This window comes from Exiguobacterium sp. KKT215, from assembly GCF_055635335.1.
In genome coordinates this window covers 1268492-1282880 of the sequence record NZ_CM145756.1, presented here as the reverse complement: position 1 = coordinate 1282880, position 14389 = coordinate 1268492, and the positions used below count along the sequence as shown (strand labels likewise).

Genomic DNA, 14389 nt, shown 5'->3' with positions numbered 1-14389 from the left:
ACACCTTCCATTCAAGTAGTTATTCAAACCATTCTGCCTCACGATGTGTCTCTTGAGGAATGATAATCTCCTCATCTTGTGAGTTCCTCAGTTCGATGATGTAATCAAAGTCTTCGAACACGCAATCGGTGTTGCGCACGTATAGGTCCGGATGCTCGATGACTTTCACGGACGGCAACCGCATGACTTCTCGAATCAATTGACGATGGCGTTCATCCATCGTCCGCGTCGAGACGGCACCGTCGATGATATAGACGTGGTCCCCTTCGCGTTCTTCTTCGAACAGCGAGGTCCGCACCGTTTGCTTCATGAGCGTCGATGACAGGAACAGCCAGCGCTTGTTCGCACAGACGCTCGCCGCAACAATCGACTCGGTCTTTCCGACACGCGGGTTGCCGCGCACGCCGATCAACAAATGCCGCTCTTCTTTCATCAGTTCGGCGACGAAATCGACGAGGACACCCAGGTCCTCACGCACGAAACGAAACGTCTTCTTGTCATCGTTATCGTGCTCGATGTAACGTCCGTGTCGAATTGCGATCCGGTCCCGGAGTTTCGGGCGCCGGAGCTTGATGACGACGATGGCTTCCATCTTGCGCAAAATATGTTCCAAACGATGGACGTGATCGGCCGCCGGTGCCTTTAACAGCATGCCGCGGCGCTGTAGATCGACGCCGTTGATCGTCACGATTGAGATTTGAAGCATCCCCATCAGTGAGGCGATATCCCCGAGGATACCGGGTCGATTTTGGCAAAGTTCATATTCGAGATACCATTCTTCGAACTTATGATCCATCTCGTCCACCCTTTCTGATGTGTGCTCGCTACCTTGTTCATTCTAAATTATTTTAGAAGAATTGAAAAGAACTCGTTTCAACCGAGCCAACAAAGTTTCACACCCAACCGCCGTCGATCCGAAGCACGGTGCCGGTCATGTATGCGGCTGCCGGAGAGCAGAGGAAGCGGATTGTCTCCGCTACTTCCCCTGGGCCCCCTAACCGGCCGAGCGGAATCTCATCCCGAACGTCTTGTTTCGTCTCTTCTACCGTATCATTCATCGGGGTGTCAATCCACCCCGGCGTGACCGCGTTGATGCGGACGTGAAACGGTCCGGCCTCGCGCGCGAACGCTTTGACGAATCCAAGCTGGGCGGCCTTGACCGTTGAATAGAGGACTTCTCCGGCCGCACCGACCTCGCCCCAGACACTCGAGACGACGACGATGTCGAGCGGGCGGTCATAAGGTTTCTGCCCGACGACGTGCTGGACGAGACGGACCATCGAGCGGACATGGATGCGATACAGCCGATCGAGCTCGAGGAGTGACTGATCGACGAGCAGACCGTAGGCATGATTACCGGCGACATGGATGAGGCGGTCGACCGGTCCGAGCGTCTCGAGCCAAGCTTCGAGTCCTGCCTCATCGTCGAGGTCACACGTGACGACTTCTGCCGTCAACTGTTCGTGTGAAACGAACGCACGAAGCGACTCCGTTTGCGAATGCGCCTGCAAAATGAGTGCATCGTCTCGAAACGCTAGCGCGACGGCACGGCCAATCGCTCCGCTCGCTCCCGTGATGAGCGTCGTCACGGTTTCTTGACGACACAGACCGTCCGATGATCGGCTTGGAACAGACGGTCGTACGCCGCGTACAGGTCGTCAAGCGTAATCGCATCGAGCAAGTCCGGGATGTCGAACATGTTGCCGCCGCTGAGTGCGTAGCGTGAGAACTGGTTGGCGATAAACTCTGGTGAGTTGAGCGCCTTCAAAAACTGTCCTTTCATCATGCGCTTCTTGCGATCGAGTGTCTCGCCGCCGAGTTCGAGCGGACGCTCGAGAGCGGACGTGATCCGGTCGACGAACGTCTCGACGTGTGGCGTCTCCATTGACAGGACGGCGAAGGCGAACGTCTCTTCTGACGTATAGTCGAACGAGAACGCGTCATCAATCAATCCTTCGGCGTACAGTTCCGCATAGAGCGGTGCCGTCGTGTCGAACAAGGCGTGCATGAGGAGCTCGACGATGAGCTCTTGCTTCATGCCCTCTTTGCCGGGGCGTGGCGTATCTTTATAGCCGATCATCACTTTCGGGACCGAGACGTCCATCTCGATGACCCGTTCCGTCATATGGACCGTCTCGGGCTCCTCGACCACCTCACGCGCCGTCAATAGCGGCGCATCAAACGTCTTCGCCGCCTGATTGGCGGTAATCTCGGCAAGGACAGCGTCAGGGTCGATATTGCCGACGACGAACAGCACCATATTGCTCGGATGGTAAAACGCCTCGTGACAGCGATATAAATCGTCGGCCGTGATGGCGCTAATCGATTCGATCGTTCCGGCGATATCAATTTTGACCGGATGTTCGGCATACATCGCCTCAATCAAACCGAAGTAGAGGCGCCAGCCCGGATTGTCCTGATACATTTGAATCTCTTGGCCGATGATCCCTTTCTCTTTCTCGACCGAGGCCTCCGTGAAGTACGGCGCTTGGACAAAGTCGATCAACGTCTTCAAGTTCTCACTGACGTTCGACGTCGCACCGAACAAGTATGCCGTCCGGGTGAACGACGTGAACGCGTTCGCCGACGCGCCGAGGCGTCCGAACTGTTGGAACACGTCGCCGTCTTCTTTCTCGAACATCTTATGCTCAAGGAAATGGGCGATCCCGTCCGGCACGTCGACCCAATCTTCCGTTTTAAAGCGACGGTCGATCGAACCATATTTCGTCGTGAACGTGGCATACGTCTTCTCATAACCGGTCTTCTTCAATAAATAGACCGTCAATCCGTTCTCGAGGACGGTGTGATGGAGCGTTTCTCCGACGTTTGGAAAATCGAGTTTCATACAGTTCCCCCCTTTAAACAATAGACAGCCTGTAAATCCAGGCCCTTGGCGAGCGCGGCCACATCATCCCGCGAGGTCCGCTCGATGATGGCCATCTCTTCCTCGAGCGAGAACGGACGGATGTCCGAGCCGCTCATCCAAGCGATCAATTGGCGCGGGTTATCCCCGAGTTGACGACGTTGATGGTACAGCATCGCTTTCGTCTGTTCGAGTGTCTCGTCCTCGAACGTCCCGGCCTGGAGGTCGGCGAGTTGGTCGGCGATGATCGCCTCGGTCTTCGCCTGGTTCGAGGCATCGATCCCGGCATAGACGAATAACATCCGGCTGAGTGAGCTGTACTGCGAGGCGGCATAGTAGGCCAAACTCTCTTTCTCCCGGACGTTCATGAACAGTTTCGAGTGCGGGAAGCCGCCGAACAGGCCGTTGACGACTTGCATCCGGACAGCGTCTTCACTGCGCGGGTCGACGTCGACTTGATAGGCGAGGTGCAATTTGCTCTGATTGATCGTTTGATGTTCCTCGAGACGCTGAAACTCACGGTCGACCGGCTGTGGATACTCACGGACGAGTCGTTCCCCGAGCCCTTCGAGCGGCGCGAACGCGGCAGTCACTTGCTCACGACTCACGTCGCCGACGACGTAGACGTCGACACGATCGTGACGGATCATCGAGGTATAGGCATCAAAGAGCGTCTTAGGCGTCACGTGCTCCAACTGTTCGAGTGTACCGAGCGACTGGATGGCGAGTTCGCCGCCGAGCAGTTCTTGAAGACGTTGCTGGGCGAAGCGCATCTTGTCATCGTATACCGATTCGATGCGCTGACGCTGGAGACGGGCCTCCTGTTCGACGATGAGCGGTTGGAACGCCCCGTCATAGGCGTTCGGACGAAGGAGTACTTCTTCGAGCAGCTTGATCGCCTCACTGAGCACCGGTTCGCCGACGAGCGCATCGCTCACGACTTCGAGTTGGAACTGGATGACATGTTCTTTGCCGACTTTCGACGCTCCGGCGTAAAGGCTCGCGTCATATAATTGTTCGAGCGGCGTATGAAACAGTTCGATCGACGGATAGGCTTCGGTCGCTTTCTCCATCACATACGGCAGTAAAGCCCGGTCGGCAATCGTCTCAGCCGACAGTGGGGCCGCAAATGAGACGAGGCATGTCGTCGTTTTAAATTTTTGGGTCGGGTAGACCGAATAATGCAGTCGTTGTTGGAATTGTTCGATTCCTTTCATAAGTTGATCTACTCCTTTTTCTTTTTCGTTTTGAACACGTCCGCACCGCGGGCGTATTCTTGATCGGGAACTCCGGCCACGACATTGGCGTAACGGGCCGCGGTGAACAAATAGTCGCTCAGCCGGTTATAGTACGGGAGCTGACGAGCGGCGGCGTCGACGTTGACGAGCTCTCGCTCGACACGGCGACAGACGGTACGTGAGACGTGCAGGCTCGCCGCACCGACACTGCCACCCGGCAAGATGAAGCGGACGAGCTCCGGACATTTCGGTTCAAGTTCGTCAATCCACGTCTCGAGCTCGGTGACGATTGTCAAATCGACTTGTTGTGGCGGCGTCTCAGTATACATGAGCTCGGAACCGAGATCGAATAGATCATGTTGAATCTTCGTCAGCTGGGACCGGAGCGTCTCGTCTGTCTGATGGACGAGCGCGAGACCGATCTGACTGTTCAATTCATCTAACAGCCCCATCGCCTGGATGTGCGGATGAATCTTTAAGACACGTCCGCCGATGAGTGATGTTTCCCCTTTGTCCCCGCCTCGTGTGTACAGTTTCATGTCATTTCCTCCTTGATGCCACAAATGGTGACCCATAGGAGTCACCATTGTCGTTATGCGTGCGGTTGTGTGTACGGAAGATGAATCGTGAACGTTGTTCCTTCCCCGTGCGTGCTCGAGACGTCGACCGTGCCTTGATGGGCATCGATGACGTTTTTGACGATGGCGAGACCGATGCCGGTACCCGTCTTGCCGCCGCTCGTCCGCGCTTTATCCGCTTTGTAGAACCGTTCGAACACGAACGGCAAATCTTCTTTCGGGATACCGCTGCCCGTATCCGACAAACGGATCACGAAGCCGGCCTCCTCTTCACTCGCCTCGAGCCGGATTGATCCCGACTCGGTATGGGCGATGGCATTGCCGATCAAGTTCGTGAACACTTGTTCCAATCGGTCCCCGTCCGCCTCGATGGCATGACGCGGGGCCTCCGTTAACAGCGTAATGCCTTTTTCGTTCGCCATTTGGTTGAATTTGCGCATGACGCGCGGAAGGAATTCACCGAGGTCGAACGTCGTGAACTGCATCGTCTCTTTGCCTGACTCGATTCGTGCCAGGTCGAGCAAATCGTTGACGAGACGGGCCAATCGAAGCGATTCATCGTAGATGATGGAAGCGAACTCTTTCGTCGCGTCATCACTTTCGGTCATGCCGTCGATAATCGCCTCGGAATACCCTTGAAGCGTCACGAGCGGTGTGCGTAGCTCGTGGCTGACGTTGGCAACAAAATCGGTTCGCATCTTGTCAAGACGATGGCTCTCGGTCGTGTCACGGATGACGACAACCGCACCTTCAAAATCGTCCTCGCCGAGAAGCGGTGTCACCGTCAACGTATAATAATGATCGTCTTGTTTCACTTCGATCGTCTTCTCCGGTGCCCCGGCAACGACGTCCTCATAGAGAGACAGGACGACTTCATGCGGCTGTTCGTCGATGAGGAGCGGTTGGGCTTGCGGGTTCGTGACGATGACGTTCGCATGACGATCGAGCGTGATGACCCCGTCGGCCATCGATCGTAAAATCGAGGCGAGTTGGAGCCGTTCTCGATCGAGCGCATTCACGTATGTCGACAGTTGGCTGCTCATCGCATTGAACGACCCGGCCAACTCCCCAATCTCATCGTTCGACTTCTGGACGAGACGGAGGTCGAATTGTCCTTCTCCTGTCTTATTGACCGCGTCACGCATCTCGCGGAGCGGTGCCGTAATCCGAGTCGATAAGAAGAAGGCAAATACGGTCGTGACGATGATGGCCGACGCGACCGTCCAAAAGATGATCGTCCGGGCCCCTTCGTTCGCACTCGAGATCGCGTCGAGCGGTTCGATCAAATAGAGCGTGTATTCCCCTGTCTCGAGTGAGAATGTCGTCCGATACGCGAGTGCCGCCTGATCGTCAAATGACGAAAAGTTTCCAATCGCGGTCTCCCCGACTGCCTGATACGTTTCCCAATCCTGACGGCCGAGCTCCGTCATGAGACCGTCGACTTCCGTTCCAAAGTTCGAACGGACCGTCCCGTTCTCTAATATATAGTTCGCACCGTACACTTCAATGATTTGGTCGACCGTCCGTGACGCGTCCCCTTCTTGAAGCAACACCGACTGGACCTGCCCGCCGAGCTTGGCCAAGTGGCCGCGTTCCTGGTCGATATGGAACGAGTTGAAAAACTCGAGCATCAACACAGAGACGATGAACAAGATGAGACTGACCAATACGAGAATCGTCAACCATAGTTTTGTGACGATGCTATTCCGGCGAATCATCACTTACTGACGACTTCGAACTTGTACCCGACACCCCATACCGTCGTGATCATTTGCGCGGCTTTTGGAGAGACCCGGTTCAACTTCTCCCGGAGTCGTTTCACGTGTGTGTCGACCGTTCGAAGGTCTCCAAAGAATTCATAGTTCCAAACTTCTTTCAACAGTTGCTCCCGTGAAAATACTTTGTCGACTTGTTTGGCCAAGAAGAACAAGAGCTCATACTCTTTCGGCGTGAGCGCGATTTCTTCTCCGTCGACCGTGACGCGGTGCGCATCGTTGTCGATCGTCAAATGCGCGAAGACGATCAAGTCTTTTGATTTTTCGGCCGTACGCAAATATTTCGTCGAGCCCGAGCGGCGAAGGAGTGCCTTGACGCGCAAGACGACCTCACGCGGACTGAACGGTTTGACGATATAATCGTCCGCTCCGACTTCGAAACCTTGGACACGATCGACTTCTTCGCCTTTCGCCGTCAGCATGATGACCGGTGTCGCCTTCGATTTCCGAAGCTCGGTACATACTTCGACCCCGTCCATTTTCGGCATCATCAAATCAAGCAGGATGACATCAAAATTGTGCTCAAGGGCGAGCTGAAGCGCCTCTTCCCCGTTCGTCGCTTCGACGATCACATATTGTTCCCGTTCCAAATACATTTTTAATAGGCGGCGAATTCTTTCCTCGTCGTCGACCACTAAAATTTTAGTTTTATTAGCCATCCACTAAACCTCCTAAAGAACCATTACAAGATGTAGCGAATGTTGCACAATTGTGAACATTTCGCTCTCTTTCATAACTATACCACTCTATTATTTGGCTTCACAACGGTCAGTTGACAGCGGCGTAAAAAAAGAAGCCACCGAAGTGACTTCTTTTTTTACGCATATGAGTGCAAACCTGCGATGACGAGGTTGACGAACACCAAGTTGAACATGATGACGGCGAAGCCGCCGACACATAACCAAGCGGCTTTTGTTCCCGTCCAACCACGTTGGATGCGCATATGCAAATAGTAGATATAGATGAGCATCGTGATGAGCGCCCACACTTCTTTCGGGTCCCAGCCCCAGAAACGGTTCCAGGCGATTTGTGCCCAAATCATCGCGAAGATGAGTCCACCGAGGATGAACACCGGCAAGCCGATGGCGATCGACCGGTAACTGATCTCGTCGGCGAGATCAAGGTCGACTTTTTTCGCGAGCGGTTGAAGCGCCTCGGCAATCCGTTTTCGCAAGATGACGAAACGAAGCAGTACATAAATCACGACGCCGGCGATGACCGACCAAATGAGCGTGTTCAACTTCAATGTATTGATGAACGTCGGTAACTCAAGTGACAGTCCGCCCGAACCAGAGAGAAGCTGAGCCCCTTCCGGCACGAACAACATCGGCATGAAGTATTCATACGACTCTTGTGTCCCGCGGTCGTTCGTGAACTCGACCACGCCACCGGCACCGATCGCCTTGAAGAGCATCGAGACGAGAATGAAGCCGAGCGTGCACATGAGGACGAACATCGTAATCTCAAGCCACGTTCGTGACTTCGACTGTTCCCGCATCGACGTCTCATTCAATAAGAAAATGAGACCTGAGGCGAAGCTGATGGCGAGAATTCCTTGGCCGAGCGCGGCCGTCGTGACGTGAATTTTCAACCAGACACTGTTCAAGGCCGGGATAAGCGGTGCCACTTCGCTCGAGAACATCGAAGCGAAAGCGATGACGAGAAGCGCCACCGGCATGGCGAACAAGCCAAGCACGTCATTTTTATAAATCCCGTACACGACGAGGAACCCGAACACCATCATCATGCCGAAGAACGTCGTGTATTCGTACAGGTTCGATACCGGTGCATAACCGACCCCGACCCAACGTAAAATAAAATATGTCATTTGAGCGATGAAGCCGATGACGGCCAAAATGAACGCATATTTGCCGTAGGCGATACGGTTGACGTTTCGGCCTTTGCGCATCCCGCTGACCGCGATCGTGAATAACACGGTCGCGACAGCGTAAAGGATGAACGCGATAAAGAGCAAACGACTGCTCCACTGAATCCACTCCATTATGATTCCCCTCTTTCATTGGTTGAGTTGTCGTCCGTCTTTTTTTCAAACCGTGCCTGATCTTCCCAGATCGGCAGGCCATTTTTCTCTAGGAGCGGTGTGATTTCGCGATTGAGCGAGGACGGGTTCTTGTTGGTGAAACCAGCGACGAGCACGTCCGTCTCATTGTGTCGGCGAATCCAGATACGACGGTGCGGCCAATACATCCCCATGACAATTCCAATCATGAAGATGACTCCACCGACAATCAAAATCGGATACGTCGAGTCACTCTTGACGCGTAGACCACTCGTACTTGCCATCTCCGTACCAGCGAACTGGAACACATAGCGATTATCTTCATCGGCCACGTTTAAACGAATTCCAATCAAATTCGATTCCGTCGTGCCGTCTGGTGTGTCAATCGCCATGAAGAAGGCCGGGTTGAGTGCCCGTGGCGATTTCGTGTTCGGTTGGCCGTCCTTGACCTCAAAGTCAGGATACAGGTCGTTCAGTTTGACCGTGACGTCTCCGAGGTCATACGTCGTCTCCGGGTTCGTCAAATCGACCGTGAACGGTCCATACACATCACCTGTCTCTTTATCGGCAACGTTAAAGGACATCGACAAGAATTCCAGGCGACTCGAATACTGTTCTTGATACACTTCGTACTTTTCAAACTTGAACGGGTGGTTCACTTTCGTCGAACCGGTATCGACTTCCTCGAGTTGCGGCGATCCGTCCTCGTTCGTCCCGGTCTTCTTGAACAGCGTCAATTCCGTCTCATAGTTTTTCGGGACTGCGCCCGCTTTCTCGATCGCCTTGGCAAATTTCGCATCTTCCGCGTTATTTTCCGGATCATATATCTCTAAGATGAACTGATCGTTGCGAAGATAATATTCATCATCCGTCGCTTCGAGCGGAACCGTATCGCCTTCGCGCACCCATTCGAGCGTATCCGTATGGAATGCCGGGAAAACGCGAAGCATCGCCCCGATGAAGAAGATGACGAGCCCAATGTGATTGACGTATGGACCCCAGCGACCGAATCGATATTTCTCGGCGAGTAAGGCATCCCCATCACGCTTCACTTGATAACGCTTGGCTTTTAAAGCCTCTCCGAACGCATCGATTTGCTCGTCCGTCCCTTTTCCCTCACCAATCAAACGTTGTCCGCGCATGAAGCGATCGGTACGTCGGACCGGTTGAAATTTCAACGCTTTATACAGCGGGAAAAATCGATCAATCGATACAACGATGAGCGATAACGTCAGCATCACGATCAACGTGATGTACCACCACGATGTATAGAGGTTGTGGAATCCTAGCGTGTAGTAAATCGTACCCGGTGTCCCGTACTCGTCCGTGTAATACTGGTTCGCCGGCAACTGTTGCGGAATATACATCTCTTGCGGGAAAATCGTTCCGATCGCCGACCCGACGATGATAAGCCCGATGAGCCATAGACCGACCTTGACCGATGCAAAAAAGCTCCACACCCGGTCAATCCATGACCGTGGACGACGCTTCGATCGTAAATCGGCGCCGTCGTATTTCATATCTAGCATTTGTGCGCCCCCCGTTCGCTTACAATGACTTCTCGGCCAACTCCATCAGTTTCTCTTTCGTGAGTTCACCTTCGTACTTTTCAATCACTTTGCCGTCGGCATCGATGACGAACGTGACCGGCAAGTTATAAATCCCGTACGCCTTCTCGACTTCGCTGCGCGTGTCCATCAAAATCGGATAGTCGAGCTTGACGCCGAGGCCGTTCACGAAATTATCGACCCGAAGCGGTGTCTCGCCGACGTTGACCGCCCAAAAATCGACGCCCATGTCTTGGAGTGCGGCATAGTTATCCTGGACGACCGGCATCTCTTTCTCACACGGTTCACAGAATGTGCCCCAGAAGTTCAAGAGCAACCCTTTACCGTCGTATGTGTCACGCTCGACCATCGTCGTCCCGTCAAGACTGACGAGCTTGAAGTTCGGCGCATCGTCACCGGCCTCGATACGTCCGTCGTTGCCGGCTTGTTCAAACAATTGCATGATAACGACCGCTCCTGCGAACAGGACCATCGTCATAATCATGAGCCGCCAAAATGACCGTTTTTTCTTATGGGCCATCGCCTGGTTCATGCGATCACCCGACTTTGTTTCTTTCGTCATGAGTTCACACCATCCTTTAGTTGTTATTGTACTGAAAAAACACCAAAAACGCACATTAACAGACTTTTTTCATCTTTTTGTCACACAATCTCCACAAAATAAAAAATCATCCTATCTCAGGACGATTTTTTAGTTGTTATTTTTTCTTTTTCTTGCCCCGTTGTACGGGTGGTACGGTCGGGTTGGCAAGCTCACGTAGCTTCGATACTTCCTTGCGTGACAGTTCACGCCATTCGCCCGTCGTGAGACCGTCGAGCGTCAAGAAACCGAACTGTTCGCGTTTCAGTTTGATGACTTCTGAACCGACTGCTTCGAGCATGCGACGGATTTGACGGTTATGGCCTTCCGAGATGACGATTTCTAAGATGGCCGAGTTTTTCTTATGGTCGACCGTCTTCATCTTCACTTGGGCGCTACCCGTCTTGTAGCCGTCATCGAGTTCGACACCCGACTCGAGTTGTTTAATCGCGATATACGAAGGAATGTTCTTCACTTTCGCGACATAACGTTTTGGGATCTTGAACTTCGGATGGGTCATCATATTCGAGAACTCACCGTCATTCGTTAAAATGATGAGTCCCGTCGTGTTATAGTCGAGACGTCCAACCGGGAAGACACGCGATCCAGGCGGTACGAGATCGGTGATGACTTTCCGTCCTTTATCGTCTTCGACCGTCGAGACGTAACCGCTCGGCTTGTAGAGCACATAATAAACATGCTCTTCTTGTTCGATTTTCACACCGTCGACCTCGACTTCAGACTTTGGACCGACTTTCGTACCGAGTTCGCGCACGACTTTCCCGTTGACGCGCACCCGTCCATCTAAAATCATTTCTTCGGCTTTACGCCGTGAGGCGACACCTGCTTGGGCAATCACTTTTTGTAAACGTTCCATTTATTCATTCTCCAATCTATCTTGCGTAATCGCAGACGGCTGGCCGAAGAACAAATCGCCTTCGTCCGAGAGCTCGTCTTCAAACGTTAATGGGGGCAATTCATCGAGTGAATTGAATCCAAAATGGTCCAGGAAATGTTCGGTCGTCCGGTATAACTTGGCCCGGCCGATTGTCTTGGCCCGGCCGGCCGCTTCAATCAATCCTTTAGACAACAGCGTATGGATGACACGTTCGACTTTAACGCCCCGGACTTCCTCGATATCAGCCCGGGTGACCGGTTGCTTGTACGCGATGATGACGAGCGTCTCCATCGCGGCACGTGATAACGCCTGTTCGGCCATCGTGCCGACGTAGCGTTGAATGTACTCCGACACTTCAGGAATCGTCACGAGCTTATACACGCCCGCGGATTCAATCAGTTGGAACGGACGACCCGAATCTTTGAACGATGCTTCTAGTTTGCTCAACTGTTCGCGTGCAGCGGCTTCCGAAATGTCGAGCGTGTCCGCGAGGGCCCGCACTTCCATTCCTTCTTCGCCGACGACGAACAATAGACTCTCAATAATCGTTTCATAAGACAGCAACGGCTTCATCCCTTTCCTTTGACGATTCGACGAACGAGATTTGAATGTCTCGCTCTTCCTGTTTAGTCGTAACGACGCGCAACTTGATCAATTCGAGTAGCGCCATGAACGTGACGACAAGGTCCGACACATCGGGACGTTCCTCAAAAAACGAGAAGAACGATGTTGTCCGCTTTGCCGAGACGTGATCGTGCAACCGTGTCATCTGTTCTTCAAGCGTCCGTTCTTCACGTTTGATCGTCTTTTTGCGACGCTCTTTCCACCGCTTGCGTTCGACCATTTTCGAATAGGCGTGTAATAAGTCCGCAAAGTTGAGTGGACCGTCATACGGCTGGACGAGGTCGGACATGTAGCGCGTCAAATCCTCACCGGGACGGCTATACAGTTCGAGGCGAGACTCTTCTTGCTCGCGCATGAATACGACCGCTTCTTTATACGCCTTATATTCAATCAACTGTCGAATCAACCCTTCTCGGGTCGGTTCTTCCCCAAAGTCGGGAATGTCATCTTCTTCAACTGGAACCGGTGGCAACAGTTGCTTGCTCTTCAATTGGAGCAACGTCGCCGCCATGACCAAATATTCACTGGCCACATCGAGTTCAAATTTTTGCATCGTCCGGATATAGGCGACATACTGATCCGTGACCTCGGAGACAGAGATGTCTGCGATGTCGAGCTCCATTTTTCCAATCAAGTGGAGCAACAGGTCAAGCGGGCCTTCGAACGTATCGATTTTGACGTTGTACGCTTCCATAGAGACACCTGCCATTTACATTTTTGCGCTTTAGTATAACATGTTTTGTAGTACCGTGACCACGAAAGGAGAAATTTGATGTCGACGCCTTTTATCCAGTATACGCTCTTATTTGAATGTCATGCCGATTATTTCGAGTGCCACGAAGTGCTTGAAGAAGCATGGCAGGACGGGGGGCGAGAGGATCTCGGTTACGCTGCCTTGATTCAATACGCCGTTGCCCACTACCATGCCCGTCGCGGTAACACGCCCGGTGCAAAAAAGAGTATCGCAGCGTTACAGCAGAAGCTCACGTTGGCCGTGACCGAACTCGAAGCCCTCGGAATCGATACCGCGACGTTTGCCCGTGACTTGGAGCGTTGGCCGCTCCCGGAGGCGCTTCCGCTCAATGAAGCGACACGACAACGCATCGAGCGTTTGAAGCCCGCCTTCGAACCGACCACTTTGACGTTTGACGAGCTCGTCCATAAACATATGTATCGAGACCGGACACCCGTCGTCACCGAACGGCTCCGGGCGCTTGAGGCACGTAAAAAAGCTAGGCGCTGAGCCTAGCTTTTTTTAAATGACGACTTGGTTCCATTTATCGAGCAAGTCACCGGTTTTGCCTTGACCGACAAGCGTCAAGTCGAGCGGCAATAAGTTCCGGGTCTCATCGAGCAATTCGTAAGAACGCTTCTCGCCGCGGAACGACGGAGACAGCGCGATATGATGGATGAACATCGTCGTCTCTTGTTGCTCCATCCCGATGATCCCGACGAAGTCTTCCCCGACTCTCCACAGATAGAGGAATTTGGCAGGGTCTTCTTCGTAGGACCGGACGAGTTCGAGCAAGGCGAGCGGAGATTTGTCGCTACATGAGAACGCGAGCAAGCCCATCGCCGTCTTTTCGTACGATTGTTTGTATTTCACCAGCATTGCTGGTTTCACCACCTTTAGTCATTCATGTTTCACTAAGTGAACACGTGAGAGACATGGCTCATTGTGCCATAACGTTCAGGCAGAAATCAATTCTCGTCCCAAACTTTAACTTCGGCCATCTTCGTGCCTTGACGAAGTTTGACCGCGTGCTCAAGGCCAGACGTCACTTTTCCGAAGACCGTGTGGACACCGTCGAGATGTGGTTGTGGCTCATGGACGATGAAGAACTGTGACGAGCCCGTGTTGCGTCCGGCGTGTGCCATTGAAAGCGAACCCGCTTCATGTTTGTATGGGAACGATGTCGATGTCTCACATGGGATCGTCTTGCCTGAACCACCCATGCCTGTCCCGTCTGGGCAACCGCCTTGGCTGACGAAACCTGGGATGACCCGGTGGAACGTCAAACCGTTATAGAAGCCGCTGTTCGCGAGCTCCTCGAAGTTGTCGACCGTGATCGGTGCCGCATCGTGGAACAAGTCGAATTCGATCATTTCGCCGTTCTCTAATTTCATAGATCCTTTTTTCATGAAAAGTTACCCCTTTATGTTCATATTGTCATTCTCACTCACACATTGCCCATTCTATCAAAAAAAACCGTCTGTCTCCACTATTTTGTGGAAACAGACGTTC

The 14389-nt window shown here is 53.0% G+C and carries 16 protein-coding genes; 1 reads left to right on the top strand and 15 read right to left on the bottom strand.

Features of this window, described 5'->3' with window-relative positions; translation table 11 throughout:
- Positions 1 to 19: 19 nt before the first annotated feature.
- The 13 genes from ACZ2GZ_RS06685 to ACZ2GZ_RS06625 form a co-directional block, all read right to left on the bottom strand.
- Positions 20 to 796, bottom strand: coding sequence for a YmfK family protein (locus ACZ2GZ_RS06685; RefSeq protein WP_034777827.1), 777 nt, complete (start codon positions 794 to 796; stop codon positions 20 to 22).
- Positions 797 to 893: 97 nt separating this feature from the next.
- Complete coding sequence (gene ymfI, locus ACZ2GZ_RS06680; protein WP_214714742.1) at positions 894 to 1589, bottom strand: elongation factor P 5-aminopentanone reductase; 696 nt, start codon at positions 1587 to 1589, stop codon at positions 894 to 896.
- Complete coding sequence (yfmH, locus tag ACZ2GZ_RS06675) at positions 1586 to 2845, bottom strand: EF-P 5-aminopentanol modification-associated protein YfmH (protein WP_214753192.1); 1260 nt, start codon at positions 2843 to 2845, stop codon at positions 1586 to 1588. The genes ymfI and yfmH overlap by 4 nt, the downstream gene beginning before the upstream one ends.
- On the bottom strand, positions 2842 to 4080 hold the full coding sequence (gene yfmF, locus ACZ2GZ_RS06670; RefSeq protein WP_138859321.1) for an EF-P 5-aminopentanol modification-associated protein YfmF: 1239 nt from the start codon (positions 4078 to 4080) through the stop codon (positions 2842 to 2844). The genes yfmH and yfmF overlap by 4 nt, the downstream gene beginning before the upstream one ends.
- Positions 4081 to 4088: 8 nt before the next feature.
- The gene (locus tag ACZ2GZ_RS06665) at positions 4089 to 4640 is read right to left on the bottom strand and encodes a cob(I)yrinic acid a,c-diamide adenosyltransferase (RefSeq protein ID WP_029595332.1); all 552 of its coding nucleotides are present in this window, start codon (positions 4638 to 4640) and stop codon (positions 4089 to 4091) included.
- A gap of 53 nt (positions 4641 to 4693) precedes the next feature.
- Positions 4694 to 6397, bottom strand: coding sequence for a sensor histidine kinase (locus tag ACZ2GZ_RS06660; RefSeq protein WP_470295588.1), 1704 nt, complete (start codon positions 6395 to 6397; stop codon positions 4694 to 4696).
- Entirely contained in the window at positions 6397 to 7113 is a 717-nt protein-coding gene (locus tag ACZ2GZ_RS06655) for a response regulator transcription factor (RefSeq protein ID WP_214714738.1), read from the bottom strand. Before ACZ2GZ_RS06655 ends, ACZ2GZ_RS06660 begins: the two co-directional genes overlap by 1 nt.
- A 158-nt stretch (positions 7114 to 7271) precedes the next feature.
- Positions 7272 to 8456 carry a c-type cytochrome biogenesis protein CcsB gene (gene ccsB, locus ACZ2GZ_RS06650; RefSeq protein WP_029595329.1) on the bottom strand — a complete coding sequence of 395 codons (1185 nt, stop codon included), beginning with the start codon at positions 8454 to 8456 and terminating at the stop codon, positions 7272 to 7274.
- Positions 8456 to 10003 (bottom strand): cytochrome c biogenesis protein ResB, encoded by a 1548-nt coding sequence (resB, locus tag ACZ2GZ_RS06645; protein ID WP_232819540.1) that lies wholly within the window; start codon positions 10001 to 10003, stop codon positions 8456 to 8458. Before resB ends, ccsB begins: the two co-directional genes overlap by 1 nt.
- Positions 10004 to 10022: 19 nt before the next feature.
- Positions 10023 to 10604, bottom strand: coding sequence for a redoxin domain-containing protein (locus ACZ2GZ_RS06640; protein WP_029595327.1), 582 nt, complete (start codon positions 10602 to 10604; stop codon positions 10023 to 10025).
- Between the two features lie 136 nt (positions 10605 to 10740).
- A complete protein-coding gene (locus ACZ2GZ_RS06635) occupies positions 10741 to 11499 on the bottom strand; it encodes a pseudouridine synthase (protein ID WP_029595326.1) in 759 nt (252 codons plus the stop codon).
- Positions 11500 to 12093, bottom strand: coding sequence for an SMC-Scp complex subunit ScpB (gene scpB / locus ACZ2GZ_RS06630; protein ID WP_029595325.1), 594 nt, complete (start codon positions 12091 to 12093; stop codon positions 11500 to 11502).
- On the bottom strand, positions 12071 to 12838 hold the full coding sequence (locus tag ACZ2GZ_RS06625) for a segregation and condensation protein A (RefSeq protein ID WP_029595324.1): 768 nt from the start codon (positions 12836 to 12838) through the stop codon (positions 12071 to 12073). Before ACZ2GZ_RS06625 ends, scpB begins: the two co-directional genes overlap by 23 nt.
- A 78-nt stretch (positions 12839 to 12916) precedes the next feature.
- Between ACZ2GZ_RS06625 and ACZ2GZ_RS06620 the strand changes: the two genes are divergently transcribed.
- Entirely contained in the window at positions 12917 to 13387 is a 471-nt protein-coding gene (locus ACZ2GZ_RS06620; RefSeq protein WP_029595323.1) for a DUF309 domain-containing protein, read from the top strand.
- A 12-nt stretch (positions 13388 to 13399) separates the two neighbouring features.
- On the opposite strand, the gene ACZ2GZ_RS06615 is transcribed toward ACZ2GZ_RS06620, so the two are convergent.
- Positions 13400 to 13756 (bottom strand): GNAT family N-acetyltransferase, encoded by a 357-nt coding sequence (locus ACZ2GZ_RS06615; RefSeq protein WP_034777852.1) that lies wholly within the window; start codon positions 13754 to 13756, stop codon positions 13400 to 13402.
- 89 nt (positions 13757 to 13845) lie between these two features.
- Positions 13846 to 14286 carry a peptidylprolyl isomerase gene (locus tag ACZ2GZ_RS06610; RefSeq protein WP_029334855.1) on the bottom strand — a complete coding sequence of 147 codons (441 nt, stop codon included), beginning with the start codon at positions 14284 to 14286 and terminating at the stop codon, positions 13846 to 13848.
- Positions 14287 to 14389 lie beyond the last annotated feature (103 nt).

Bases quoted from the DNA above. Each gene is read 5' to 3' on its own strand.
- ACZ2GZ_RS06640 (WP_029595327.1), bottom strand. From the start codon at position 10,604: ATGACGAAAGAAACAAAGTCGGGTGATCGCATGAACCAGGCGATGGCC.
- yfmF (WP_138859321.1), bottom strand. From the start codon at position 4,080: ATGAAAGGAATCGAACAATTCCAACAACGACTGCATTATTCGGTCTAC.
- ACZ2GZ_RS06635 (WP_029595326.1), bottom strand. From the start codon at position 11,499: ATGGAACGTTTACAAAAAGTGATTGCCCAAGCAGGTGTCGCCTCACGG.
- ACZ2GZ_RS06665 (WP_029595332.1), bottom strand. From the start codon at position 4,640: ATGAAACTGTACACACGAGGCGGGGACAAAGGGGAAACATCACTCATC.
- ACZ2GZ_RS06610 (WP_029334855.1), bottom strand. From the start codon at position 14,286: ATGAAAAAAGGATCTATGAAATTAGAGAACGGCGAAATGATCGAATTC.
- ACZ2GZ_RS06625 (WP_029595324.1), bottom strand. From the start codon at position 12,838: ATGGAAGCGTACAACGTCAAAATCGATACGTTCGAAGGCCCGCTTGAC.
- scpB (WP_029595325.1), bottom strand. From the start codon at position 12,093: ATGAAGCCGTTGCTGTCTTATGAAACGATTATTGAGAGTCTATTGTTC.
- resB (WP_232819540.1), bottom strand. From the start codon at position 10,003: ATGCTAGATATGAAATACGACGGCGCCGATTTACGATCGAAGCGTCGT.
- ACZ2GZ_RS06685 (WP_034777827.1), bottom strand. From the start codon at position 796: ATGGATCATAAGTTCGAAGAATGGTATCTCGAATATGAACTTTGCCAA.
- ccsB (WP_029595329.1), bottom strand. From the start codon at position 8,456: ATGGAGTGGATTCAGTGGAGCAGTCGTTTGCTCTTTATCGCGTTCATC.
- ACZ2GZ_RS06620 (WP_029595323.1), top strand. From the start codon at position 12,917: ATGTCGACGCCTTTTATCCAGTATACGCTCTTATTTGAATGTCATGCC.
- yfmH (WP_214753192.1), bottom strand. From the start codon at position 2,845: ATGAAACTCGATTTTCCAAACGTCGGAGAAACGCTCCATCACACCGTC.
- ACZ2GZ_RS06660 (WP_470295588.1), bottom strand. From the start codon at position 6,397: ATGATTCGCCGGAATAGCATCGTCACAAAACTATGGTTGACGATTCTC.
- ACZ2GZ_RS06655 (WP_214714738.1), bottom strand. From the start codon at position 7,113: ATGGCTAATAAAACTAAAATTTTAGTGGTCGACGACGAGGAAAGAATT.
- ACZ2GZ_RS06615 (WP_034777852.1), bottom strand. From the start codon at position 13,756: ATGCTGGTGAAATACAAACAATCGTACGAAAAGACGGCGATGGGCTTG.